This window comes from Pontibacter arcticus (assembly GCF_003284895.1).
In the GTDB taxonomy this organism is placed as follows: Bacteria; Bacteroidota; Bacteroidia; order Cytophagales; family Hymenobacteraceae; genus Pontibacter; species Pontibacter arcticus.
In genome coordinates, this window is record NZ_QMDV01000001.1 from 246,241 (window position 1) to 270,300 (window position 24,060).

At 46.5% G+C, this 24,060-nt stretch carries 23 protein-coding genes; 17 read left to right on the forward strand and 6 right to left on the reverse strand.

Features of this window, described 5'->3' with window-relative positions; translation table 11 throughout:
• Nucleotides 1-91: 91 nt before the first annotated feature.
• Genes DP923_RS01095 through DP923_RS01110 form a run of 4 tightly spaced genes read left to right on the forward strand, consistent with a single transcriptional unit; the run spans nucleotide 92 to nucleotide 2,871 of the window.
• Nucleotides 92-583, forward strand: coding sequence for a hypothetical protein (locus DP923_RS01095; RefSeq protein ID WP_112303738.1), 492 nt, complete (start codon nucleotides 92-94; stop codon nucleotides 581-583).
• 53 nt (nucleotides 584-636) lie between these two features.
• A complete protein-coding gene (locus DP923_RS01100) occupies nucleotides 637-1,089 on the forward strand; it encodes a YciI family protein (RefSeq protein ID WP_112303739.1) in 453 nt (150 codons plus the stop codon).
• 48 nt (nucleotides 1,090-1,137) lie between these two features.
• Nucleotides 1,138-1,938, forward strand: a complete 801-nt coding sequence (locus DP923_RS01105) for a class I SAM-dependent methyltransferase (protein WP_112303740.1) — start codon at nucleotides 1,138-1,140, stop codon at nucleotides 1,936-1,938.
• A gap of 54 nt (nucleotides 1,939-1,992) precedes the next feature.
• On the forward strand, nucleotides 1,993-2,871 hold the full coding sequence (locus DP923_RS01110; protein WP_239020895.1) for a UbiA family prenyltransferase: 879 nt from the start codon (nucleotides 1,993-1,995) through the stop codon (nucleotides 2,869-2,871).
• A gap of 247 nt (nucleotides 2,872-3,118) precedes the next feature.
• On the opposite strand, the gene rho is transcribed toward DP923_RS01110, so the two are convergent.
• Nucleotides 3,119-4,978 (reverse strand): transcription termination factor Rho, encoded by a 1,860-nt coding sequence (rho, locus tag DP923_RS01115; RefSeq protein WP_112303741.1) that lies wholly within the window; start codon nucleotides 4,976-4,978, stop codon nucleotides 3,119-3,121.
• A gap of 287 nt (nucleotides 4,979-5,265) precedes the next feature.
• Here rho and serS point away from each other — a divergent pair, with 287 nt between their 5' ends.
• Entirely contained in the window at nucleotides 5,266-6,540 is a 1,275-nt protein-coding gene (gene serS, locus DP923_RS01120; protein WP_112303742.1) for a serine--tRNA ligase, read from the forward strand.
• A 328-nt stretch (nucleotides 6,541-6,868) separates the two neighbouring features.
• Here serS and DP923_RS01125 read toward each other — a convergent pair whose 3' ends face one another.
• Nucleotides 6,869-7,279, reverse strand: coding sequence for a hypothetical protein (locus DP923_RS01125; protein ID WP_112303743.1), 411 nt, complete (start codon nucleotides 7,277-7,279; stop codon nucleotides 6,869-6,871).
• 127 nt (nucleotides 7,280-7,406) lie between these two features.
• Here DP923_RS01125 and DP923_RS01130 point away from each other — a divergent pair, with 127 nt between their 5' ends.
• Entirely contained in the window at nucleotides 7,407-8,345 is a 939-nt protein-coding gene (locus tag DP923_RS01130) for a TraB/GumN family protein (protein WP_112303744.1), read from the forward strand.
• 201 nt (nucleotides 8,346-8,546) lie between these two features.
• Here DP923_RS01130 and DP923_RS01135 read toward each other — a convergent pair whose 3' ends face one another.
• Nucleotides 8,547-9,548: a glycosyltransferase family 9 protein gene (locus DP923_RS01135; RefSeq protein ID WP_112303745.1), complete on the reverse strand. Its 1,002-nt coding sequence runs from the start codon at nucleotides 9,546-9,548 to the stop codon at nucleotides 8,547-8,549.
• A 215-nt stretch (nucleotides 9,549-9,763) separates the two neighbouring features.
• Nucleotides 9,764-11,467: a DNA polymerase/3'-5' exonuclease PolX gene (gene polX / locus DP923_RS01140; protein WP_112303746.1), complete on the reverse strand. Its 1,704-nt coding sequence runs from the start codon at nucleotides 11,465-11,467 to the stop codon at nucleotides 9,764-9,766.
• Nucleotides 11,468-11,595: 128 nt separating this feature from the next.
• On the opposite strand from polX, the gene DP923_RS01145 reads away from it, so the two are divergent.
• From DP923_RS01145 to DP923_RS01180, 8 genes are all read left to right on the forward strand, one after another.
• Complete coding sequence (locus DP923_RS01145; RefSeq protein ID WP_112304757.1) at nucleotides 11,596-11,997, forward strand: hypothetical protein; 402 nt, start codon at nucleotides 11,596-11,598, stop codon at nucleotides 11,995-11,997.
• A gap of 4 nt (nucleotides 11,998-12,001) precedes the next feature.
• Nucleotides 12,002-12,196, forward strand: coding sequence for a hypothetical protein (locus tag DP923_RS01150; protein ID WP_112303747.1), 195 nt, complete (start codon nucleotides 12,002-12,004; stop codon nucleotides 12,194-12,196).
• A 102-nt stretch (nucleotides 12,197-12,298) separates the two neighbouring features.
• Nucleotides 12,299-12,703 (forward strand): EVE domain-containing protein, encoded by a 405-nt coding sequence (locus tag DP923_RS01155; protein WP_112303748.1) that lies wholly within the window; start codon nucleotides 12,299-12,301, stop codon nucleotides 12,701-12,703.
• A gap of 149 nt (nucleotides 12,704-12,852) precedes the next feature.
• Nucleotides 12,853-14,325, forward strand: a complete 1,473-nt coding sequence (locus DP923_RS01160; protein WP_112303749.1) for a hypothetical protein — start codon at nucleotides 12,853-12,855, stop codon at nucleotides 14,323-14,325.
• Nucleotides 14,326-14,440: 115 nt separating this feature from the next.
• A complete protein-coding gene (gene pyrR / locus DP923_RS01165; RefSeq protein WP_112304758.1) occupies nucleotides 14,441-14,989 on the forward strand; it encodes a bifunctional pyr operon transcriptional regulator/uracil phosphoribosyltransferase PyrR in 549 nt (182 codons plus the stop codon).
• Nucleotides 14,990-14,998: 9 nt separating this feature from the next.
• Nucleotides 14,999-15,922: an aspartate carbamoyltransferase catalytic subunit gene (locus tag DP923_RS01170; protein ID WP_112303750.1), complete on the forward strand. Its 924-nt coding sequence runs from the start codon at nucleotides 14,999-15,001 to the stop codon at nucleotides 15,920-15,922.
• Between the two features lie 167 nt (nucleotides 15,923-16,089).
• The gene (locus tag DP923_RS01175; protein ID WP_112303751.1) at nucleotides 16,090-16,443 is read left to right on the forward strand and encodes a hypothetical protein; all 354 of its coding nucleotides are present in this window, start codon (nucleotides 16,090-16,092) and stop codon (nucleotides 16,441-16,443) included.
• 168 nt (nucleotides 16,444-16,611) lie between these two features.
• A complete protein-coding gene (locus tag DP923_RS01180) occupies nucleotides 16,612-17,631 on the forward strand; it encodes an LLM class flavin-dependent oxidoreductase (RefSeq protein ID WP_112303752.1) in 1,020 nt (339 codons plus the stop codon).
• A gap of 104 nt (nucleotides 17,632-17,735) precedes the next feature.
• Here the strand turns inward: DP923_RS01180 and DP923_RS16895 are convergent, their stop codons facing one another.
• Both DP923_RS16895 and DP923_RS01190 read right to left on the reverse strand, forming a co-directional pair.
• A complete protein-coding gene (locus tag DP923_RS16895; RefSeq protein WP_165838125.1) occupies nucleotides 17,736-19,202 on the reverse strand; it encodes an OmpA family protein in 1,467 nt (488 codons plus the stop codon).
• A gap of 507 nt (nucleotides 19,203-19,709) precedes the next feature.
• Complete coding sequence (locus DP923_RS01190) at nucleotides 19,710-20,711, reverse strand: glycosyltransferase family 9 protein (protein ID WP_112303754.1); 1,002 nt, start codon at nucleotides 20,709-20,711, stop codon at nucleotides 19,710-19,712.
• A 361-nt stretch (nucleotides 20,712-21,072) separates the two neighbouring features.
• On the opposite strand from DP923_RS01190, the gene DP923_RS01195 reads away from it, so the two are divergent.
• The 3 genes from DP923_RS01195 (at nucleotide 21,073) to DP923_RS01205 (ending at nucleotide 23,975) form a co-directional block, all read left to right on the forward strand.
• Complete coding sequence (locus DP923_RS01195) at nucleotides 21,073-21,816, forward strand: hypothetical protein (protein ID WP_112303755.1); 744 nt, start codon at nucleotides 21,073-21,075, stop codon at nucleotides 21,814-21,816.
• A 209-nt stretch (nucleotides 21,817-22,025) separates the two neighbouring features.
• Nucleotides 22,026-23,258: a M16 family metallopeptidase gene (locus DP923_RS01200; RefSeq protein WP_112303756.1), complete on the forward strand. Its 1,233-nt coding sequence runs from the start codon at nucleotides 22,026-22,028 to the stop codon at nucleotides 23,256-23,258.
• Nucleotides 23,259-23,330: 72 nt separating this feature from the next.
• Nucleotides 23,331-23,975 (forward strand): O-methyltransferase, encoded by a 645-nt coding sequence (locus DP923_RS01205; RefSeq protein WP_112303757.1) that lies wholly within the window; start codon nucleotides 23,331-23,333, stop codon nucleotides 23,973-23,975.
• Nucleotides 23,976-24,060 lie beyond the last annotated feature (85 nt).

Consider the following 24,060-nt stretch of genomic DNA (forward strand, 5'->3'; position numbering starts at 1 on the left):
ATAAAACTTAACAGATAGAAAGACAAGACGCTATACTTTGGTTGCAGCTGCCTATATTTGCCTGCTAAACGCATTTTTCAGTTAGTTACGTATGCAAACTCCATCCGAACAGGCACTGTCGCACATCCTGAACCTGCCGCTTACCAAAACCACTCGAAACGAGCTGGTACAGTATTTCCATTTCGGCCATACCCATTACACCACGCCACAGGGTTTGATACTGGATGTAGGTGCTTATACATTGGCAGTGAATTGCCCGTGGCAACTGGCGCACCCGCAAGGTGATGCCATTAAGCACAGCGAAGTATTTATGCGGAAACGCGAAGCCGGCATGCCTGCTCTTAAATGGGACTGGAAAGTGCCCGGTGCCAACCTCCGCGATCAACGCCTGAAAGACCTTTTAAACGAAGGTGCAGCATTGGTGGTAGAGCGTGTGGAACAGACAGAAAATGGCGGATTTATACTTTATTTCGCCAACCATTACCAATTAGCCGTGTCCCCGGACCCCGAAAAAGCAGCTACAGAAGTATGGCAGCTATTCAGTAATCTAAACGATGGCTTCGCTTATAGTCCGACTCATTAATATTTTTTATTTGAAAACTGCTATATTGGCTTCATCAAAAGAACATATCCTTTATGAAGAAGTTAATAAGATCTGTAACCTTTACAGCTGCATTGTTGCTGTGTGCCACCCAGCTGGCATTTGCCCAGGCAACCGCTAAGCCTGCCCAGAAAGCCCCGGCACAACCCGCCCCTGCAAACACCGAACCTCCGCAGCAGCCTATCCAGACCAGAACATACTACATTGCTATCTTAAAAAACGGCCCTTACCAGCCTAAAGACGCAGCAGAAGAACAAACGATCCAGACTGCCCACATGAACCACATGCGTAAACTGGCAGAAACAGGCAAACTGGCTATGGCCGGTCAGATTCCGGAGAAAGACGGGTTGCACGCCATGTTTATTTTCAGCGTAGCAAGTATGGCCGAAGCTAAAGCCATTACTGATGCCGACCCGGCCATTAAAGCGGGAAGATTTACACTGGAACTGCACCCCTGGATCGGGCAGCGTGGTACAAGGTTGCCGTAACAAAACTTTTAAGGCGGTTGGCAAGTATGGAGTGGTAAACAACAACCCTTGAACTTCCGCCTCCACCTTTTCGAACTAGAAGACCAGCCTTGGTTTCCGCATGTGCTGCGCCAGGGAATGCTTGATTTTCTCCGGTTTATGATCAACAGGCTGCACGCCTACGAAGCTGCTATACCCTTACTTGCCAGCCTCCTCCGGAAAACCAATACCATCCATTTCACCGACCTGGGCTCGGGAGCAGGAGGCGGCATCGAAAGTATACAAAAGGCGCTCAGCCGGCAAGTGGGGCAACCTGTACAAGTCACGCTATCAGATCTGTACCCCAACCTGGCAGCTTATACTTACCTGAAGGAAAAATCAGGAGGTAAAATAGATTTTATACCTGCTTCGGTAAATGCAACTTCGGTACCCGAAAGTATAACCGGCGTGCGTACCATTTTTTCGTCTTTTCATCATTTCAGCCCAAAGCAAGCCAAAGCCATATTACAGGATGCAGCCGAAAAGAAACAAATAATTGGTGTGTTTGAAGGCGCATCAAAAAGCTGGCTGGAGTTACTGGTGTTGTGGTTTGGCTTTCCGATTGCTATATTTTTTATTACACCGTTCATCCGGCCCTTCAGATTCAGCAGATTGTTTTTCACGTATCTGGTTCCGCTTATTCCGTTGGGTATAATTTGGGATGGCACCGTATCGCTGTTCCGTATCTATACGCCTGCTATGCTACAGCAAATGGTAGCAAGTATACAGGTACCCGGTTATACCTGGCAAACCGGCAAAGTAGGCAACCGCTTCGGGAAGTATGTTATTTACGTGATCGGTTATCCGGATGAAACGATGGTTCAGGAATAAATACCTACATCTTTAATTAATAGTTTAATACCGTAATATTAAATCCAACAATACGTGGACAAAAGTTACCAGAACGCCCTGACATTAATGCGCATCCCATTTTCGGTGTACCTGATGCCGGTATTCTGGTTTGCATTAAGCGTCGTTTCGGGTTATGACGTATGGCGGGCAGTTGTTGTTTTTATTATTCTGCACTTATTGGTGTACCCGGCCAGCAACGGTTATAACTCTACGCAGGATAAAGATGAAGGCAGCATCGGCGGACTAAAAAAACCACCTAAAGTTACGCGGGAACTTACCCACCTAGTCTGGCTTTTTGATGTGCTGGCTGTTGTGGCAGGTTTTATACTTTCGACTTTATTTGCCGGTTTAGTAGCGCTTTACATGCTTATTTCCAAGGCATACAGTTACGAGGGCATCCGCATAAAAAAATACCCTATCCTGAGCACAGTGATTGTGACGATTTTCCAGGGGGCCTATACTTTTTTACTGGTGCAGGTTGGCTTAAATTATACTTTGCAGGAGCTTTTGCAGCTGCCCAATAGTGGTTTTGCGCTGGTGAGTACGCTGTTTCTATGTGGCTCCTATCCCCTCACCCAAATTTACCAGCACACCGAAGACAGCCGCCGTGGCGACAAAACCTTAAGCCTACTCCTGGGCATTAACGGTACGTTTATGTTTGCCGCTTTCAGTCTGTTGCTCGGAGCCGCCGTTTTGGTTTATTTATACTTTAGCTTAAATCAATGGCTGAACATTTTCCTTTTCCTAATCTGCACAGGGCCGGTTTTATACTTTTTTACAAACTGGGTTTTACGTGCCCAACGCGATCCGAAAGAAGTGAACTTTGAAAACACCATGCAAATGAACAAAATTTCCTCGCTTTGCATGAGTGCCGCCTTTATAAGTATGATCGTGGCAAAATCCTTTTTCTAAAGTATAAATGTCACCTCCCCCTGCCCCCTCCTAAAACAGGAGGGGGTTATTTAGATGAATTGTTTAATTGTCAAAGTGTTGCTCTCTCATTCCCATCATAATCCTTAGTTTGATAAACAGCAATTAACAAGTATATAACTTAAATCACCCCTCCTGTTTTAGGAGGGGGCAGGGGGAGGTAAAAACAAAGCGCCTGCCATACACGAAGTATAGCAGGCGCTTTTTATATAAAGCTAAAGTATAAAACTTAGCTGTTCATCGAAATCAGGAATTCTTCGTTGCTCTTCGTGCCAACCATTCTGTCTTTCAGGAACTCCATCGCTTCAATCGAATTCATATCAGACATAAACTTGCGCAGAATCCAGATACGGTTCAGTTCGTCTCTGTCCATTAACAGGTCTTCGCGGCGTGTACCGGAAGCAGGAACGTCGATAGCAGGGTAGGTTCTTCTGTTAGCCAGTTTACGATCCAGTTGAAGCTCCATGTTACCGGTACCTTTAAATTCTTCGAAGATAACCTCGTCCATTTTAGAACCAGTGTCGATCAGGGCAGTAGCGATGATAGTAAGCGAACCACCATTTTCAACGTTACGGGCAGCCCCGAAGAAACGCTTCGGTTTGTGCAACGCATTGGCATCCACACCACCCGATAAGATCTTACCCGACGACGGAACTACGGTGTTATAAGCACGCGCCAGACGCGTAATCGAATCTAAAAGTATAACCACATCGTGGCCACACTCTACCATGCGCTTGGCTTTATCCAGCACAATGCTCGATACTTTTACATGGCGCTCGGCGGTCTCATCAAACGTAGAGGCAATTACTTCTGCTTTTACGCTGCGGGCCATATCCGTAACTTCTTCCGGACGCTCATCAATCAGCAAAATCATCAGGTATACTTCCGGGTGGTTTTCAGAGATGGCGTTAGCAATCTCTTTCAGCAACACGGTTTTACCTGTTTTTGGCTGCGCCACAATCATACCACGCTGGCCTTTACCGATCGGGGCAAAAAGGTCTAATATACGCGTTGATAACTGGCTTGGCTTGGTCGTTAATTTAAGACGCTCTTCCGGGAAAAGCGGCGTTAAGTGCTGAAACGGGATACGGTCACGAATTTCTTCGGTAGTACGTCCGTTTATCAAATCTACTTTTAAAAGGGCAAAATACTTCTCGCCTTCTTTTGGCGGGCGGATCTGGCCTTTTACCGTGTCTCCTGTCTTCAAACCAAATAATTTGATCTGCGACGGAGAAACATAAATATCATCCGGGCTCGCTAAATAGTTATAGTGCGTGGAGCGCAGGAAGCCATACCCATCCTGCATTAGTTCCAGTACACCTTCATTTAGGATTATACCATCAAACTCTTTAAAGTTGTTGCTGCTTGCCGCATTCTGTTGTTGTGGGTTGTTACGGCGCTGGTTGTTATCGTTGTTCCGATTATCGTTGTTACGGTTATCGTTTCCGCGGTTTTCGTTATTTCCCCTGTTATCGTTGCCACGGTTGTCGTTGTTACGACCTTCCGGACGGTTTTCATTCCGGTTCTCGGTGCGCTCTGCAGGGCGGTTATTCTGTACTTCACGCTGCGGTTGCTCGCGCTCCGTTCTGTTCTCCGTTCTGTTCTCCGTTCGTTCTGGCTGGGCTTCTGAGCGTTCCGGGCGCGGCTCACGGTTTTCCGGTCTTGCCGGTCGGCTGTGGCCATTTTGTTCGCTTCTTACATCGGTCCGTTCGCGGCGTACACGGTCGCGTTGCGGGCCGTGGTCTTTTAAAGGAGCAGGTGCCGGCGCAATGGCAGCTGTTGACGCTTCGCCTCTTACGGCTTGTTCGCGTGCAGGCTTGGCTACAGGAGCGGCCGTTACCGGTGCTGGCTGTGGTGTTTGTACTTCAGTTATGTTTTCTATTAGTTCGGGTTCAGCAGGGGCGGCTGAGGTAGTGGTGGGGTTGTACTTTTTTGGCATTTTGCCGGGAGGAGTAACAGCTTGCTGATCAAGGATCTTGTAGATGATCTCTTGTTTGCTAAGCTTTTTAAAATTCTTAACACCCAGATCCTCAGCAATTTCCTTTAATTCTGAAAGAAGTCTATCCTTCAATTCATCAATAGTATACATAAATAATGGTATGGTAGTTTAGCTCGGCCTGACACATGCGGCAGCACGGACTTCAGCCAGAAGTTTTATTTTTTAATCAGGAAAAAAGAATAGGTCGTGATAGAGTTTGCGAGGCTCGGGAAAATGGCCTTCTGTAAATTGTATCGCAATGTTATCGCAATACCCGTTAATTAACAAATAATACGATACAATTTATCTAAAAAGTTTCAAAATTGAGTTAAAATATATTTGAAATGCCGCATACTACCCAAAAAACTCTATTTTTGTAGGTATATACCCTATAAACTATGCTACAGCTAACCGTTTTAAGAGAGCAGACCGACCACGTAATAGCTAGTCTCAACAAAAGAAACTACAAAAACGCCGCCGAAGAAGTGGCCACTCTGCTGGACCTGGACCAACAGCGCCGCCAGGTGCAGAGCGAGCACGACGAGTTACAGAGCCGCGCCAATTCCATTGCCAAAGAAATAGGCATGCTGATGAAAAGCGGCGAAAAAGAGAAAGCCGAATCACTGAAAGCAGAAACATCAGAACTGAAACAAAAAACAAAAGCGTTGCTGGAACAACTGGCCACGCTGGAAGATACCATCCAGAAAGCGCTGTATAAACTGCCTAACCTGCCGCACAGCAGCGTACCCGCAGGCCGCTCTGCTGAAGATAACGAAGTAGTGCTGGAACATGGCGAAATACCGCAACTGCACGAAGGCGCTCAACCGCATTGGGAGCTCATCCAGAAGTATGATATCATCGATTTTGAACTGGGCAACAAGATAACAGGCGCAGGTTTTCCGGTTTATAAAAAGCAGGGAGCCCGTTTGCAGCGTGCCTTGATCAACTTCTTTTTAGATGAAGCCATGAAAGCCGGTTACACGGAAGTGCAGCCACCTATCCTGGTAAACGAAGCTTCGGGTTACGGTACCGGCCAGCTACCGGATAAAGACGGCCAGATGTACCACGCCACCGCCGACGATCTATACTTGATACCAACGGCCGAAGTGCCGATTACGAACCTGTACCGCGATGTGATTGTGCCGGTAGCAGAGCTGCCTGTTAAGAATGCGGGCCATACGCCATGTTTCAGAAGAGAAGCTGGCTCGTGGGGAGCTGATGTACGCGGCCTGAACCGTTTACACCAGTTCGATAAAGTAGAGATCGTACAAATTACGCTTCCAGAAAAATCCTATGAAACGCTGGAGCAGATGAGCAGCTACATACAAGGTTTGTTACAGAAGCTGGAGTTGCCTTACCGCGTATTGCGCCTTTGCGGCGGCGATATGAGCTTTACCTCTGCCCTGACCTATGATATGGAAGTATACTCTGCCGCTCAAGGCCGCTGGTTAGAGGTTAGTTCTGCTTCCAACTTCGAAACGTACCAGGCCAACCGCCTGAAGCTGCGCTACAAGACAGAATCGGGTAAAACGCAGTTGCTGCATACGTTAAATGGTAGCGCCCTTGCCCTGCCCCGCATTGTAGCCGCCCTCCTCGAAAACAACCAGACACCGGATGGTATCAACATGCCAAAAGTGCTGCACCCTTACTTAGGGTTTGAGAAGATTGGGTAGAATTTGAAAAGTTGGAGATGTGGAGATTTGAAAATGATTCTCCGAAAGTATAAAACCAGAACAGCCGCTGAGAGTAATTTCGGCGGCTGTTCTGGTTTTATGAAATAGGTTATACTAGATTTTACTATTTGATCAACCCACCCCTAACCCCTCCGAAGAGGGGAATTGAATTTTATATTTTAGATTAATAAAGAGCATGAAAATGGTGAAGTTCATTCAGGACAGTTGGCTTCAAAACAGATTTGGAAAGAAAGCAAAATTCCCCTCCCCGGAGGGGTTAGGGGTGGGTTAAGTTGTCAGCTAATTATTTGCTAAGTCGACACACTAACTACCCATACTGCTCCATGTACTGCTGGTAATGGTTTTTGAGTTTATACTTTTTGAGGATATTCTCGCGTACGGCGGTTATACTTTCTTCGGTTAGCGTTTGCTGTTGCAGCAGCGTATCGAGTGGTTTTGTTTCTGAGTCTTCGCCTTCTGCTAAAGTTATTTCCTCATACTTTGTTAAAAAAGCAGCGGTGAGGCTAAACTTGTTTTTTTGCAGGCTGATAAAGCCAACGCTTAGCAGTTTTTCCAGCGCTTCTTCCAGCTCTTTCAGTTCGAAAACTTCGCCGTCCAGCGCATCGCCCATCAGCAGCACATCCTGCAGGGTTACGCCGCCTTCGCCGCCGGTTGCCAGCAGCAGCGCATCCAAAAACTTGGAATCCGTGGCTTGCCAGGTTAAATTATACTTGGGCATTTTAATTAAATTTCAGACTTTTACTTACGCATCTATACTTTACAAGCAGCAAATTCCTACTAATCACTTACAATAACAAGTCACCTACTTTTATTTTGATTTCCTTTCTTACCTCAACACCTTAAACATGACCTTTAAAAACAAATTTGCAGGGCTTTACCTGCTCCTGATCGCGTTCGTGCTGCAGCCTGCTTTAGTTGAAGCACAAAAAGTAAAAGAGCGTTCAGCCAAAAGTATAAAACCGAAAGCGGTAACAAAATCGCTGCTATGGGAAGTGAGCGGCAATGGCCTGAAAAATCCTTCTTACTTGTACGGCACCTACCATTTGCTGAATGACAGTTATCTGAACGATGTACCGGAAGTAAAACAGCGTTTTGAGGGCAGCAAAGGCGTGGTAGTGGAAACCGAATTAGACTCTGCTGTTATGATGCAAATGGGCGCTAAAATGATTATGCCGGATAAAAAAATATCGGGGTTGTTAAGTGCTGAAGATTATACATTGGTTAGCAAAGAAGTAAAGCAGACCATTGGTTACGACATGGCCATGCTCGACCAGATGAAACCGATGACCTTAATGGTAATGCTGTCCGTACTGGAATACCAGAAACTGGACGTGCTGAAACCTTACAAAGGAAAACCGCTGGATGCTTACTTTGCACAACAAGGCCGCTCAGATGGCAAAAAGATCACCAGCCTCGAAACAGTAGAGGAGCAAATCGATTTATTGTATAACCATTATCCTGTAGAGAAACAGGCAAAGCAACTGGTGGAGTATGTAAAGCAAAAAGAGGCTGCGCTTAAAGTGCAGGAACAACTCACTAATTTATACTTCGAAAAAGACCTGGCTGGCATGTGGGCCGCTTCCGAAACCTACAATAAACTCACAGGCGAGGAAGATATTTCGTACATGGTAGATGACCGCAACAAAAAATGGATGACCAAACTGCCAACGATCATGAAAGACCAACCCACTTTTGTAGCTGTTGGTGCCCTGCACCTGCCCGGCGAAAACGGCCTGATCAAGTTATTGCAAAAAGCTGGCTACACGGTTAAGCCGCTACAATAAACGTTATAAACAAAAAATGCCTGCACAGAAAGTATAAATCTGTGCAGGCATTTTTATTTTATAAATTATCATTTAATACAGTATGGCTAGTGCGAGCTTGCAGCTCGTACTTATTCCAAATGGCTACTGCAGCAAGTAATAGTTTTAATATACGGCACAAGCTACAAGCTCGCGCCAGCAATCAACCTTGTTGAAAATATCTCAAAAGATAAATGCAGCGTCAGCAACTGTATTAAAATCAATATCATTCATGCACTTGAAGTGACCTTTCGGGCATTTTTTGTAGCCGATCTTGGAGCAGGGGCGGCAGCTCAGTCCTTGTACTTCCAGCACCTTATACTTCGTCCGGAACGGATACATGCCAAATTCCGGAACCGTATTGCCCCACACGCTGATAATCTCTTTCTGGAAAGCGGCAGCAATATGCATCAGCCCTGTATCGTGACTCACCACTTGCGTTGCTTGCTTCACCAAAGATGCCGAACCGTTGAGGTTATACTTGCCGCAAGCGTTATAGATGATTGTTGATTGCTGATTGGTAATTGTTGTTCGTGATTCGAAAAAAGATGCTATTTCTTCTCCGGTAGCAGCATCCTCTTTTCCTCCTAAAAGTATAACGGGCTGGTTTAGCAAAGCGCAAAGCTCGATAATGCGTTCGGTGGGCAGGCGTTTGGTAAAGTGCTGCGCGCCAATGGCAAACGCTACGTAGCCATTCTGGAATCCGTCGGGCAATGTATCAACTTCCACCTCGTCCTGGGCAGGTATAAAATAATCTTGTCCAAGACCGTCGTCTTTTACGCCAAGCGGGGCAGCAGCATCCAGGTAACGGTTTACGATGTGGGTATCAGGCATGCGGTTGAGCTTAAAATTAACCAGCAGCCACTTTTCGTAGTTGAGTTTATTAAAGCTTTTGCCTGGTTTGCCCAATCGGGTTTTAATGATGCGCGTGCGCAAGTTGTTGTGCAGGTCTACTATAAAATCAAAGTTTTCGGCTTTCAGTTGCTGCACCAGTTCGCTTAAGCTATCGCCGAGCACATGCACCTTATCTACATAAGGGTTATTGGCAAGTATACTTCGGAAAGCAGGTTTGGTACAATAATGTACCTCCGCGCCCGGCACCTGCTGTTTTACGCAGCGGATAACCGGCGTTGTGAGTACGATATCGCCGATAGAGGAAAAACGAAGTATGAGAATTTTTGACATTTTATACTTTGATAATGGCGCGAAGGCCCACACTTATAGCTTGTAATAGCAAGGCCTTAGGTCTTCGTGGTACACTTACCCACCCCTAACCCCTCCGAGGAGGGGAGTCTTCGCAGGTGTAAACATCCCCCTACCCCCTTCAAAGGGGGACTTTTCGCAATTAACTAATTCCCCTCCTCGGAGGGGGCAGGGGTGGGTAAAATCGTTCAGGATTTCTACCCAATCTTCTCTTTCCGCTCCCTGAAATACTGCGCTACTTCCTCCATCGTTCTGGAGTTGAAAGTCATTTCTTTGGTGAGGCCCCCTTTACGGCCAACCAGCACGCCATACTTCATATCGTCGTAGCCACTGGTATGGTGCGCATCCGGGTTTATACTTAGCATCACGCCTTTTTCAAGCGCATACTGCACCCAGCGCCAGTCCAGATCCAAGCGCCACGGGTTTGAATTTATTTCGATGATCACGTTGTTAGCCGCGCAGGCATCAATTACAGCTTTGTGGTTGATCGGGTAACCTTCGCGGCGTAGCAGTAAACGGCCGGTCGGGTGGCCGAGCATGGTGGTATAAGGATTTTCGATAGCCGTGATTAACCTTGCAGTTGCTTTTTCCTCGCTCATGTTCAGGTTGCTGTGGATACTGGCCACTACAAAATCAAACGTCTTCAACATATCTTCTTCATAATCCAAGGAGCCATCCCCCAGAATATCAGACTCAATACCTTTAAATATTTTGAACGGAGCCAGTTTTTTGTTCAGTTCGTCGATCTCTTTTTGCTGGCGCAGCACATCGCCCTCACGGAGGCCGCCTGCATACGACGCTGTTTTGCTGTGATCCGAAATACCTAAATACCCGTAGCCCATGTCGCGGCAATAGGTAGCCATTTGCTCTAAGGTATGGGCGCCATCGGAGTAGGTACTATGGTTGTGCAGGATGCCTTTCAGGTCGGTGAGTTCGAGCAGTTTGGGCAGTTTGTTTTCCATGGCCAGTTGCAGCTCGTTGGTGCCTTCGCGCAGTTCAGGCGCTATATAGGCCATACCTGCCGAAGCATAGATTTCTTCTTCAGAAGTATGTTTTTCCTGGCGCGCGACAGAGAGCATACATTTGCCGGCTGCAAAAACCTGTGTTAAATGCGCCTCCGAAGAGGAACGGATAAACAGTTCGTTCGCAAAACAATCCGGCGCAACCAAACGGATTTCGGTAGCAAGTCCGCTTACCGTATGCCTTCCGCGCCATACATGCGGCCCCGATTTTTTTGTATCCTGCTCCAGTACTTCTAAGCCATCAAGTATAGTTTCTACTTCGGTTATTTTATCGGTGGAAAGTATAAACTCGAACTTCTCAACAATTTCTAAATAACGGCGCACTTCTCCGGCTATGGCAAGTTGTGCGTTGGGCAAAGCTTCCTGTAGTCTTTCTAACAGTTCGTTGGCAGCAGATTCGGCTTCGGCATACAATAATTTACCCCGGTTTTGCTGCGTGAACAGTAAAGCGTTTTTGATGTTTTCCTGCGTTTTGGCGCCAAAGCCTTTTACTTTGCTCAGTTTATCCTGCTCGCAGGCTTCCAGCAATTCTTCCACGGTTTCGGTGCCCAGTTCTTTCCAGATGGTGCGCACTTTTTTAGGGCCGATGCCTTTTATCTGCAGCATTTCTACTACGCCGGGCGGTGTGGCAGCCAGCATCTGGTCCAGTTCTGTAAACGAGCCAGTGGTATTGATCTCGATTATCTTAGCAGCAATGCCTTTGCCAACACCAGCTATACTTTCCAGGCTGGCCTGGTCTTTAGCGGCCAGCGGCTCCTCAATCAACTCCAGTGTACTTACTGCATTTACGTACGAGCGCACCTTAAACGGATTCTCGTCGTGCAGCTCCATCAGTTCGGCTGCCAGCTTAAATAGTTTGATGATCTTCTTATTTTCCACGGCTCAGGGTTGTATTGTACAAAGATAGAAAAACCCGCCAAACGAATTTTATATTCGGCAGCTTCTATACATAAGCAGAAATCCTTATCTTGTCTCTGCAAAAAATGCTGCCCGCGCAGCTATACTCTATGAAATACGCTTCACTTTTTGGCATACTCTGCCTTGTCCTGATGGCTGCCACCTGCAAACAACCCAGCAAACTAGAGGCACAGCTTACCGGTAAAACCTGGCTCCATTCTTTTGAGGACGACCAAAATGATCTTACTGTTTTCAGACCAAACACGTTTAATTTTCCGCCTTCGCGGGGCAGAACCGGTTTTGCGTTAGAGCCGGGTGGCGTTATTATCCGCTACGATATTGCCCCTACCGATGGCCTGGAAGAACATACCGGCAAATGGACCCTCAACGACGACAAAACCATACAGGTAACGCTGGACGAAGAAGATATAAACGACCGCCAGTACCGGCTCGAAATTGTTTCTCTGAAAGATGATGTGCTAAAAGTTCGTCAGCATTTCCAGAACAGGTAAACGTATGTTCAGTTACAGAAACCTGAGCAGCAGAACCCGCACTATTATACTTTTATCACTGCTGGGTTTGCTGATTATACTTATCGTAACCGACCCCAAAGGTGATTTCTTTAACTTCCTGAGAGGGTTTTTGAATGGAATGCTGATCGTGATGTTTTTAGGCGAAGTGGGTTTATACTTTATGAGCCGGAAAAAGTAACGTGGCGTTTTGATGGGCTTTTATTGTATCAGAACAAAGTATAACTAAGACAAAAGCACAAAGCGGCTAAGCACTTTTTATTTTTAACAAACAGAAATACACATGCATTATTGGTTGGTAAAATCAGAGCCGGAAACGTTTTCGTGGGCCGATTTAGTGAGAGACGGACACGTAGTATGGGATGGCGTGCGCAATTACCAGGCTCGAAATAATTTACAGCAAATGCTGCCCGGCGATATGGTATTGTTTTACCACAGCGTAACCGAAAAAGCCATTGTAGGCATTGCCAAAGTTACCAAAGCCGCTTACCCCGACCCTACCGATGATTCCGGCAAATGGGTTGTTGTGGACCTGGCCCCGTACCGCGATTTTAAAGACCCGGTTACGCTGGAGCAGATAAAGCAGGACGAACGCCTGGCACAAATTGCATTGCTGCGCCAGTCGCGGTTGTCTGTTATGCCACTTAAAGCCGAGGAGTTTGATGTGCTGTTAGCTTTAGGTAATTAGAGCGAAAGTGTACTTTCATACTCAGCCAACTAAACGTTAAAGCACTAAATCTTAAAAAGTTAATAGCCCTTACAACGAACACCAGGTAAAAACAGTAAACAGGTTACGCTTTATACTTTTCTTGTACTGAACTAGTATCCTCTCTTACTATGGGTAAAGTACGCTTTCTGTTCGCAGCTTTTCTGTTTTTTGTTGCCACCGTTCTGCAGGCTCAGATGCCAGCGCAGCCGGTGCGCCTAGAGTTGCCATTAAATGCAGCAGAAACGTGGGTAGAGGTAATTCCTGTACCGGACAGCAGCCTGCTTTTATATCACAAAACCAGCAACGCCTGGGGCTCAAAATCAACTTTCCATTTCACGAAGTATGACGCCAGGCTAGAGGAAACCTGGGCCGCCGTGGCAGACCTGCACGCCGATGCTGAATTTGTCCGCCACTACACCGAAGCACCTTATACGTACCTGGTATTCAGAGAAAACATCGAAAACGACTTCAGTTTTGTAAGGCTGCACCTTAAAACAGGCGACGTACAGCTACAAAAGTATAAACTAAGCGATATCAACGCCATTTATGAATTTAACGTACTGCAGGGCCGCTATTTCTTGATCGGGAGAAATCCTAAAAACGGCAAACCAATCCTGCTTTTCAAAAACCCGAACCAGGAAGAAACCAAGATCCTGCCTTCTGTTTACGGCGATGAATCCACTTTTTCTGACCTGCTGACGGACCACGCGAACGGACGCGTAGATGCGGTTATGTCAGAATCGAACGGGCGCGTATCGCGGTTGCAGCTCAAAAGTTTTGATGCCAATGGCAACCTGCTGCGGAGCAATTTTATACTTCCGCAAAATGAAAAAAGCCTGCTGAATGCTGAAGCTACTCCCGGCGACAGCACCACCCAATTATTACTAGGGAATTATGGCACCCGCGATATCCGGTACACGCAAGGTTTTTTTACAGCCGCCACTAACCTTACCAGCGAAGTATACTTTTACAACCTCCTGCAGCTAAAAAACTTTTTTAAATACCTGAAACCCCGCCGCGAAGAACGTACTCGGAAACGCGAAGCCGCCCGGTTAAAAGCCGGCCAGGAACCAACCAACAGATACCGCCTGCTGCTGCACGATTTGCTTATAACGCCAACCGGTTATGTACTGGCAGCCGAAGTATACTTTCCGAATTACTCGAATGGCAACAGCGGCCTTTCGCGCACCATTAATTACAAACGCGAAGCAAGTATTTACAAGCGCACACATGCTGTTGCTCTGGGCTTTGATAAAAACGGACTTCTGCTCTGGGATAACGCTTTCCCGATAAAAAATGTAGAGACAACAGAGCTGGTACACGCCGTGGAAGTAGGGTATAAGCCCGATGGAAAAGTCATTATCGCGTATCCGAAAGACAAAGTGATCCATTACCGCATTTTTGACCAGGACCAATATACCACCGAAGAAACTGAGGTCGAGCTTCTCCCCTACGCCAAAGACGAAAAAATAACCGAAACACAGGAATCCTACCTAGTAAACTGGTATGGCGGAAATTTTGCGGCTTACGGCTTCCAGCGCATCCGCACAGAAAACGGCCCGATGCGCAGCGTATTTTATATAAACAAACTGAACTTCTGAGCAAATAAAAGTATACTTTATACTTGCGCCAGCCATTACTCAAAACTCAAATTAAACCAGTAACAATTTAACAATTAACCTGAACTGTCTATATTTGCAGCACACACTTCAGGCCATGCAGAAAAGACTAATCGTAAACCACCAGCTGCTCGATATTATGGTGCTGCGCCTTTGCCACCAACTCATCGAAAATCACGGCGATTTTTCCGGTTCAGTTATACTTGGCTTGCAGCCGCGCGGTAAGTTTGTGGCCCAGCGCATCCAGCAAACGCTCGCTTCCATACTTGGCAAACAGGTACCCACCGGCTTCCTGGATACCACCTTTCACCGCGATGATTTCAGGCGACGCGAAGTTCCGTTGGCCGCCAACGCCACCAAAATAGATTTCCTGATCGAAGGCCGGAAAGTGATTCTGGTAGATGATGTGCTGTATACCGGCCGCTCGGTGCGGGCTGCACTGGATGCTATGATCTCGTTTGGCCGCCCGGCAAGCGTTGAGTTGCTTGTTCTGATCGATCGCCTGCACACCCGCCATTTGCCTGTGCAACCCAATTATGTGGGCTTAAGCGTGAACTCGCTGCAAAGCCAGCGGGTGCTGGTAGAATGGCAAAACGAGGAAACTGCACAAGATAATATCTGGCTAATTACCAAAACCGAAGTATAAACTATACCCATGCAAGAGCTCAGCGTACGGCACCTGTTAGGCATCAAAGATATTACCCCACAGGATATCCAGCTTATTTTCGAAACGGCGGATAACTTTAAAGATGTTCTGAACAGGCCGATCAAAAAAGTACCTTCGCTGCGCGATATTACCATTGCTAACGTTTTTTTCGAAAACTCTACCCGTACGCGCCTTTCGTTTGAGCTGGCCGAAAAACGCCTCTCCGCCGATGTCATTAACTTTAGCAGCAGCGGCAGTTCCGTTAAAAAAGGCGAATCCCTGCTCGATACGGTAAACAACATCCTGGCCATGAAGGTGGATATGATCGTGATGCGCCATGCCAGTCCCGGCGCGCCGCACTTCCTGAGCAGACACATTGAGGCCAACATCGTAAACGCCGGCGACGGCACACATGAGCACCCCACACAGGCGTTACTGGATGCATTCTCAATTCGGGAAAAGTATGGCGAAGTGGCTGGTAAAAAAGTCGTGATCATTGGGGATATACTGCACTCGCGGGTGGCGCTGTCCAATATTTTTGCCTTGCAGAAACTGGGTGCCAAAGTAATGGTGTGCGGACCTGTAACGCTGTTGCCCAAGCATATAAAAGAGCTGGGCGTTAAAGTGGAACTGAATGTACGCAAAGCGCTGGAATGGTGCGATGTGGCCAACGTGCTGCGCATTCAGCTGGAAAGGCAGCAAATGAAGTACTTCCCGTCGCTACGCGAGTATACGTTATACTATGGCATCGACAAGAAATTACTGGATAGCCTGAACAAGGAAATCACGATCATGCACCCGGGCCCGATTAACCGTGGCGTTGAGATCAGTTCGGATGCTGCAGACTCATCACAATCCATCATACTTAACCAGGTAGAAAATGGCGTTGCGATCCGGATGGCAGTGCTATACTTGCTGGCCTCCAAAAGATAATTCCCAAATTACTATATAGTATTTCCCATATTGGGATGATTTGATACCTGGCACACATACAAAACCGCTTTAAATGTATTTTAAAGCGGTTTTTGATTTTCTGGCACGTGGTTGGGAATAAGGTTTAGCACACAGACACAAACCAAGACCTAAAACTAAACCACGATATGAACCAGATCCTTACTTTCGTAGCTGCCCTTGCCCTGATCTTATCTGTAAACACTGCTTCTGCTGGAAGCAACACTAACAAAGCCGTAGCGCTTTTAAACAAGCAGGTAGACCGCGCCCTGATCAGCGAACTGAAGTTAAACGAGATGGAATACATCAAGTTAAAGGATCTGAATAAAAGCTACCAGCAGGAAGTAGAAGCATTGAGAGTGACTTGTGCCGGCAACACCGAGCTGACCGAGTCGAAACTGGAAGAAGTAAACACCCGTTTCCAGGCAGAACTTGCCAAAGTGCTTTCTGCTACCCAGATCAACAGTCTTAACCAGTACGGCACCATCGCCCTGAGCAAATAACACCAACACACTCCTATACAAAACAGGCCGCTTCCCCATAAAGGAAAGCGGCCTGTTTTCGTTTTATACTTCCCCTGCCTGTTTTTTATACTTTAGGATATGCTGCGGTCGGTTAAGCAACAATGTTTAACTTTATATTGTTGTCTATACAATAATAAGAACGAAGAAATGGCAGATAGAAAGATAAAACTAAGTGTGCTGGATCAATCGCCGGTACGGAAAAGCGGCAGTGCCATGCAGGCGCTGGAAGAAACGGTAACACTCGCTAAGAAAACAGACCAGCTGGGCTACACACGTTTCTGGGTATCCGAGCACCACAATACACGCGGGCTGGCTGGTTCGTCTCCGGAAGTGCTGATTGCGCACCTCGCCGGCGAAACATCCCGCATTCGGGTAGGTTCTGGCGGCGTTATGTTACCGCATTATAGTGCCCTGAAGGTAGCCGAAAACTTTAAACTACTGGAGAACCTTTTTCCTGGGCGCATAGACCTTGGTATTGGCCGCGCTCCCGGCTCCGACCGCTTAACAGCTGCTGCACTTAACCCTTTCAATAATTTTTCGGAGGAAGATTTTTTGCAACAGCTGCAAGAACTGGGGCACTACCTCCACGACACATTTGAGGGCGGTGACATCCCTGAAAAGGTGCGCGCCATACCAACTACCACCTCGGTGCCGCCCGTGTGGCTGTTAAGCTCCAGCGGACAAAGCGGTTTATTTGCGGCGCATTATGGCTTCGGGTTTTCGTTTGCACATTTTATAAACCCGGTGGGCGGCCCGCAAATGGTGCAGGCATACAGGCAGCAGTTTAAACCCTCTGAGTTCCTGAAGAAGCCAGAAGTAACGGTAGCTGTTTTTGTGATGTGTGCCGAAACAGAAGAAAAAGCGCAGGAACTACAGGAAACAATGGATTTGATGATGCTGCGGATTGAAAAGGGAATCAGCGCGGGTGTACCACCCTACGAAGATGTACAGCGAACCACATATTCAACTGCAGAACTGGAACGCATTGGCCTAAACCGCAACCGCATGATCAGTGGCACAGCGCCGCAGGTAAAAGAGAAACTCCAGAAACTGGCCGAGCTTTATGATACAGACGAACTAATACTTGTAACGATAACCCATCAATTTGAAGACCGGCTGCGCTCTTACGAGTTACTGGCAGAAGCATTTGAGTTAGACAAAGTATAAAGCATACCAAAAGAAAGTATAAACAAGCCATTTTAGACTAGGCCTAAAAGCAAAAAAGCGCCGCAGAAATCTGCGACGCTTTTTTTATGGTTACTTATCGTAAGTTATTCCATATTGAGTTTCATGTCCGGCGTGTTAAGCTCGAAACCAACTCGTCTGTTCTTAGATCGTGCAGTTGCAGTTCTTGATTTAGACTGACGCTCGTTCACTTTTACAAGTGGCTGCGTTTCGCCGTAACCTTTTACTACCAATCTGTTACCGTTCTGAATACCTCTTTCCAGTAAGTAATCTTTTACCGCCTGTGCTCTACGCTCAGATAGAATCTGGTTGTACTCAGCAGAACCGATGTGGTCAGCATGACCTTTGATCAATAATACGTGGTCAGGATATTTCTGCAGGGCTACTACGATGCTATCAAGTAATTGCTTGTAACCGTCCTGAACACGAGCCTGATCAAATTCGAAACGAACTTTTTCTTTCATCAACTCAAGTGTACGGGCATCCAGTTCAGGGCAACCACCTTTATCAGCTGGGCCGGCAGAGTTAGGGCAAAGGTCTTCGTTATCTGGAACACCATCACCATCAGAATCTACCGGGCAACCATCAGCACCAACCTGTACACCTGCTGGCGTATCCGGGCACTTATCAGCAGCATCTGCTACGCCATCACCGTCACCATCCGGGCAACCTTGTGTAGCTGCAGTACCAGCTTGGTCTGGGCACTGGTCATTTTTATCTGCTATACCATCACCGTCTTTATCAGGGCAACCACCTAAGTTAGCTACACCTGCTTCAGTAGGGCACTCATCCTGGTAGTCAGCAACACCATCGCCGTCAGTATCAACTGGGCAACCGTTTTTATCTACCGTTACACCAGTTGGAGTATCAGGGCATTTGTCTCTTCTATCCGGAACACCATCCATATCAGTATCTTTAGCTTTACCTAAGTTAAAGCCAAGGCCGATGTTGTGCTGCAGGAAGTTGTCGTTGTTACCAGTCTCATAGCCGTCAATTTTATCAGCACCAGAGATCAGGTAGTTTGTTTCTACGAAGGCACTAACGGCATCAGAGAAACGGAAACGAAGACCAGCACCACCTTTAGCGGCACCAGTAAAGAAGTTTTCATTATCTCCCATAGAGCCATCCTGACGCGTAGCATCAGTTTTACCCCACAAAGCACCACCTGCTATCTGCAGGTATGGTCCGATAAAGGCATCTTCTTTCAGGATTTTGCCGTTGTTAAGCTTTACACGCAGGGCCAGCATACCTGTACCTAACTGAGCATCAAACTTAGCACCTGCACGGTTGGCTTCTGCACTACCGTAAGTTAAGTGTAAACCACCATCAAACGACGGGCTGATATAGCGGTTCAGGTTTAAACCACCACCCCATTCCAGTTTTTCACTTTCCCAGAGCTGGTTTTCAACCTCGCCTCTATACTGTAAAGCACTTCCGTATATCTGAAGGTTTGTTTTTTGGTCAGCGCTTTGTGCTTGCGCAGTGTAACCTACTGTCAGCATGGCTGCCACGGTTAGCGCACTTGTACATAGTTTTGTTAGTTGTGTTCGCATGTTTCTTCGAAATATATTTTGATATGACAATACGTGCATGTTTGCAATCGGTTTTAAAATGCACGAAAATTAGATAAAGCAGTATGCCTGAAACAGGCCAAATGAGATCTCAAAAAGGCTAGGAAGTAAAGTTGCTGCATACATTACATTTTTTTAGTTTCGTTTATAAGAATCCCTAACTTTTTGATACTCATACCTTAGGAGATACTTAATTTGTATTTTAGCAAGTATGGATACTTATAACCCATACTTCTACTTACTTTCAAACTACTTACAGAAAACAAAGTTGTTTTCTGTAAAAAAAATTGTTGTAAGGTATAAAAATCACTTGTAAGCGCTATAAAAAGCAGGGCAAGCGGAACTTAAGCTATACTTTAACGAATAAAATAAAATACGCCTTAATTGCACTTTATTAATATATTTTATAATATAAAACCCTGCATTAAGTTAAATCCAAACCTGATTATTAAGCAAGCAATTGTAATCTGGTGAAAAGTAAGTAAACTGTTACTGCCATGTGGCTTCCTTTAGCACCGCCAGCAATTGCTCGTTCCGGATATCGTAGGCACATTTAAAGTGGCCTTCAGGACAGGCTCTGTGGCCGTGTAAGCCACATGGCCTGCAATGCAAGGGCTCTTCCCGCTCAACAACTCGTGCAAAATCTGCCAATGGTCCGAAACCGAACCCAGGAATTGTAGAGCAGTAAACCGCGCAAGTAGGCGCATTAAGGGCAGAAGCCAGGTGCATGGGCCCCGAATCGTTTACATAATTAAGCTCTGCATCACGCATCAGTGCCGCCGATTGCAGCAGACTCAGGTTACCGCACAGGTTGGTTACCTGCCTGTTTATACTTTGCGAAATGATTTCGTTGCAATATTCTTTATCGGCGGGCGAGCCCAGCAAGTATATTTTATACTTTGAATCTATAGTATTAATAAGTGTAACCCACTTTTCTTTCGGGAACTGCTTTGTAAACCATACCGAAGTAGGTGCCATACAAATAAAAGGCGCTTGTTTGTAAACCTCCACCTTAGCAAAATCAGCTTCGGAAGGGTACAGCTTTGGTTTGGCCGCAACAGCATCGGTTATACTTTGGATGAGCAGGTGGTTGCGTTCTACTTCGTGCGTACCCGAGTTAATATCGTGTTGGTAACGGCGCGTGAACAAGAGCGAGAAAGGATTTTTATCGAAACCCACCGTTTCTTTGGCCCCGGATAAAGCGGTAAGAATCCCTGTAGAGCCAAAGCGCTGTACATTTACTACCAGGTCATACTTTTGTTTGCGGATGTGCGCCAGTAACCGGAACAGGCTTTTATACTTACCTTGCTTTTTGTCCCAGATCAGGGTTTGGTTTAAAAGCGGATGATCTTTCAGTAATGATTCGTTGCCTTTCCGCACCAGGAAATCCAGCTGCGCCTGTGGGAAACGGGCGTGCAGTTTTTCGACCAGCCCAGTTGCCAGCACCACATCTCCTAAAAAAGCCGTCTGTATAATAAGAATCCGGTCCATACTTTATACTTGTGTGGCAAAGCTAGTGTTTATAGCGCTTAGTTAAAAATAACAGGCATTTACGCCCTCATTATACTTTAAAAAGGCTTTTGCCGCAGTATGATTCATACTTCAGAAACTACACTTCCGGACTGCAGCTCAATCCTTACTTTTAAATCAGAATCTCAAATAAAATATGGAAAATCCCTAATTGTGTCTTAATATTGATGCCCCATTGCAAAAGCTGTACGCCTGTTGCTCATACTTTTATATACTTAAAAGTATATATTAGCAGCTGAAGTTCTTGCAAAAAGAAGCTATCGTACCTTTAACCGTTTTCCAGCTGAGCGTAAGTATGATCCTCAGTGACTAATCGCTGCTTATGAAAAAGTCCGCTTTATTTTCTGCCCTATCGCTTGCCTTTTTGCTGTTGCTTTCGGGTTGCGTTTCTACGTATATGCCCAATGTGCCCAACGTACCCATGTTTACCCAGCAAGGCGAAATCAGCGCAGCCGCCCACATCACACCCAAAGGAAACATAACGTTTAACTCTGCCTATGCCGTTACCGATAAATTTGCCGTAATGCTGAACGGGTCTTACTTAAACAGCGAGCGTCGCAAGCGCGATTTCCAGCACCAGTTACTGGAAGCAGGCGGCGGTTACTTTACAACTTTTGGCCCTGGTGGCAACAGAGTGCTGGAAATATACGGCGGTATTGGCAGCGGCAGCAGCGAGCGTGTTGAAAAAGACGAAGACGAAAAAGGCCTGATGACCTACGACCGCCGCGAAGCCGATTTTATGAAATACTTTGTGCAGGTAAACTTCAGCTCGAAACGTAAAAAATCATTGCGCCTGTTAAAGCAGGAATTTCCGCTAAACTATGGCACAGCGCTGCGTGCCAGCTACGTAAACATGGGCGACCATTTTGTAAACGGTGCGGCCGGGCTCGAAGAAGACAACATTTTTCTGGAGCCTATTTTTTATACCCGCCTTGCCCTTTCGCCTACTGTGCAATTGCAGTATACCAGCGGCGCTAACGTAGGCCTCAGAAACCGCAAATATCTGACAGCCGGCTACTCGGTGTTTTCGCTGGGCTTTGTAGTAAATATAGGTGGCAAAAGATAACCTCCCCCTGCCCCCTCCTAAAAACAGGAGAGGGTAATTGTTCAATTGTTGAAACAATTAATCTTCACAATAGATTTTGATAAGGTTTACTAACAAAATAACAATTAATTAATTTTAATAACCCCCTCCTGTTTTTAGGAGGGGGCAGGGGGAGGTACTTTTAACTCCTAACTCTTTGGCGTACCTTTGCAGGCTAATTTAGACACTGAATGCTTGATTACCATATCCATACATTACCGAACGGTATCCGTATCGTTCATAAACAAGTAAGCCATACTAAAATTGCCCACAGCGGTTTTCTAATGGACATCGGCAGCCGCGACGAACTGCCACAACAACAAGGCCTTGCCCACTTCTGGGAGCACATGGCGTTTAAAGGCACCCAAAAACGTAAATCATTTCATATTATAAACAGCCTGGAGTCTGTAGGCGGCGAACTGAACGCGTACACAACCAAGGAGAAAGTATGTTTCTACAGCTCCGTGCTGGATAAGCATTTCGAGCGCTCGTTTGAGTTGCTAACCGATATTACATTTCGCTCTGTTTTTCCGGAGCGCGAAATAGAAAAAGAACGTGGCGTTATTCTGGAAGAAATGGCCATGTACCTGGATGCGCCCGAAGAAGCCATTGTAGACGAATTTGATGCTGTAGTATTTGAAGGGCATCCGCTTGGCAACAACATACTGGGCACCAAAGAAAGCGTATCCAGCTTCCTGAAGCCGGATTTCCAGGATTTCATCGGCCGCAACCTCAGCACCGATGCCCTCATCTTTTGCTCGGTTAGCAATCTGCCATTCGGGAAAGTAGTGAAGCTGGCCGAAAAATTTCTGAACGATATTCCGCGCATCTCAGCAAAACGGGATCGAGTTCCTTTTACAACTTATACCCCAAAACTGATCACGCTGGAGAAACCGATTTCGCAGGCGCACTGCGTACTGGGTTGCCCGGCTTACGCCCTGAACGACGACCGACGCATTCCACTTTTCATGCTGGTAAACATTTTAGGCGGCCCCGGCATGAACTCGCGCCTGAACCTGGCGGTGCGCGAAAAACATGGCCTGGTTTATACCATTGATGCCAATTATGCAACCTACGTAGACACCGGCATGCTGAACATCTACTTCGGCACAGAGAAAAAGCAACTGAAACGCACGACTTCGCTGGTATTAAAAGAACTAAAGAAGCTCCGCGAAAAACCGCTTGGCTCGTTGCAACTACATACGGCAAAAGAGCAGATGATGGGCCAGCTGGCTATGGCCGAAGAAAGCAACATGGGCCTGATGATGATGATGGGCAAAAGTATACTCGACCAGAACCACATCGATTCGCTGAACGAGATCTTCGACCAGATAAAGAAAATCACTTCGGGCGAACTGGTGGATATTGCCAACGATGTGTTGCGCGAAGACCAGCTTAGCTTCCTGAATTATGTACCGGCGTAGCGAAGCTATAATTACGAGTTACGAATTGTTGAGTTAGCACGTTATCACATTAAAAAATTAGCACATTAACCTATGGAATTTCTGGATGAGGACCTGCAACGTTACGCCGAAGACCATACATCTGCGGAAAGCGAGCTGCTGCACAAAGTAAACCGCCAAACTCATTTGCAGGTACTGAAGCCGCGCATGTTGTCGGGGCATTTGCAGGGGCGTTTGCTGGCTATGTTCTCGCAGATGATCCGCCCGAAACAGGTGCTGGAAGTAGGTACTTATACCGGCTACTCGGCTTTATGCCTGGCCGAAGGACTGCAACCCGGCGGCACCCTCCATACCATCGATAAGAACGACGAGCTCGAAAACCGGGTACGTGGCTATTTTGCTGATGCCGGCCTCACACAAAGTATAAAGTATTACCTCGGCAACGCACTGGATATAATCCCAAGTATAAACGCCACCTTTGACATCGTTTTCCTGGATGCCGATAAGATCAACTACCCTACTTACTATGATATGGTGTTTGACAAAGTAGCGCCGGGCGGTTATATTATTGCGGATAACGTGCTCTGGAGCGGCAAAGTACTGGAAAAGTATAGAAAGAAGCTCGACGAGGATACGCTGGCCGTTATCAACTTCAACAAAAAAATACACGAAGACTCCCGCGTAGAAAACATCCTGCTGCCCGTTCGGGATGGCTTACTGGTAGCACGGAAGTTGTAGCAAGTATAGATTTTATAAACCACTAGAGGAGCCTACGTACAGTAGGCTTTTTCTTTATGGCTGCTATGCCCCTGCCGGCTCCCAA